This window comes from Yoonia sp. R2-816 (genome assembly GCF_046762905.1).
Taxonomy (GTDB): domain Bacteria; phylum Pseudomonadota; class Alphaproteobacteria; order Rhodobacterales; family Rhodobacteraceae; genus Yoonia.
In genome coordinates this window covers 1-1,343 of record NZ_JBKQXN010000029.1, presented here as the reverse complement: position 1 = coordinate 1,343, position 1,343 = coordinate 1, and the positions used below count along the sequence as shown (strand labels likewise).

Here is a 1,343-nt window from a genome sequence, read left to right as displayed (position 1 = left end):
AACCTCGCGCTCCGGCAGGTGACCATGGCGTACTAATCGTGTGCGGCCATCATCGGTTCGCTCGTCCGAATGCGCCTCCAGCAACGCTGTAAGTTCAGCTTCAACAGCTTGTTGGATTAAGTCACGCGCTCCAGATCGTAGCAGGTCCGTCAGTGGATCAGGCGAAAATCCCTGTGGATCGGTTAGCTGGGCGATGGTATTTGTCGTCATGTGGCATATCCTTTTCTCTGTCGAGAATTGCGGCGCGTGAACAACGCCATGATATGCCGCCCCTCAGGGGCCATCACCAACTTTTAGCTATATCTCCGGTTCCGCGAGAGCGAGGTGCTGCGCCACCTGTTGGAGACGACGGTGGCGCGGAGCATCGAAGAAGGTTTGGTCAGCGGCCAGCGCATGGCTGTCGATGCCAGTTTGATCGAGGCGGATGCCAACAAACAGTTCTCCGCATCAAAGGAAGAATGGGACGTAAGGCGTATTGATGTCGACGCTGCGCCGCGCGCCGTGAAGGAGTATCTCGACACCCTAAATGAAGCAGCGTTCGGGGCGGCGACAACCGTGCAGCCGAATTTCACGTCCTTCTCTGATCCTGCCAGCCAATGGACTACCGTTCCATCACCCGCGAAGAGCACGAAGACGCCCGCGACGTCGCGCGCGCCATCGCAAAAACATCCCATACAAACTCTCCGCGAAGCTTCGAAAGAAGGTCGAGATGCTCTTTGCGCATCTCAAACGCATCCTCAGGCTGGGACGGCTTCGGCTACGTGGACCATGTGGCGCAAACGACGAATTCCTTCTCTACGCCACCGCCCAAAACCTCCGCAAACTGGCCAAGATCTTTCCTGCACCGCAGCATCCGCGAAAAGCCTGAATACAAAGGCGCTCGCGCGCCCTTCAACGCCACACATTGCGGGCCCGCAACACGTTGTTTTTCCACAGAATCAGCCCTTTGCAGACATCTGAATTGCGAACCGTTTGACAGGAATACGGACAAAACCGGTCGATCGATTTCTGTCTCTGAATTACCGATTTCAACGAAAAGCACCACGAACGGAAAAGCAAGTGATTCTGCACGCGGTCTCCTTCTGTTTTAGCCATGAAGTTTTGTACGCGGACCCGGGAGAGATCATTACTGAGTGTTGAGTTAAACTGGCGCGCGCGCCCTTGAAACACTGGATTATCCGTTAACCTTCCTAGAACAGCACTTTAATCCCAGCATTTGCGCTCAGGGCGCTGGTATCACCAGCGTTGCTCAGCCCGGTGGCATAGGCGGCTTCGCCAAACAGATCCACACGCTCGGTCAGGGCATAGCTGCCGCCAAGACCGGCCCCAACCGCCCAGGACTC

Annotated in this window: 1 protein-coding gene and 1 pseudogene; one reads left to right on the top strand and one right to left on the bottom strand. The window is 56.1% G+C overall.

Translation table 11 applies throughout. The annotated features are described in order from the left end of the window. Window positions 1-210, bottom strand: a pseudogene (locus tag ACFWW2_RS00425) (IS256 family transposase); the annotation flags it as partial. A 316-nt stretch (window positions 211-526) separates the two neighbouring features. Here ACFWW2_RS00425 and ACFWW2_RS00420 point away from each other — a divergent pair. Beyond that, on the top strand, window positions 527-868 hold the full coding sequence (locus ACFWW2_RS00420; protein WP_393925390.1) for a transposase: 342 nt from the start codon (window positions 527-529) through the stop codon (window positions 866-868). Window positions 869-1,343: the final 475 nt, after the last annotated feature.

Coding starts and splice junctions, on each gene's coding strand:
- ACFWW2_RS00420 (WP_393925390.1), top strand. CDS start 527: ATGAAGCAGCGTTCGGGGCGGCGACAACCGTGCAGCCGAATTTCACGT.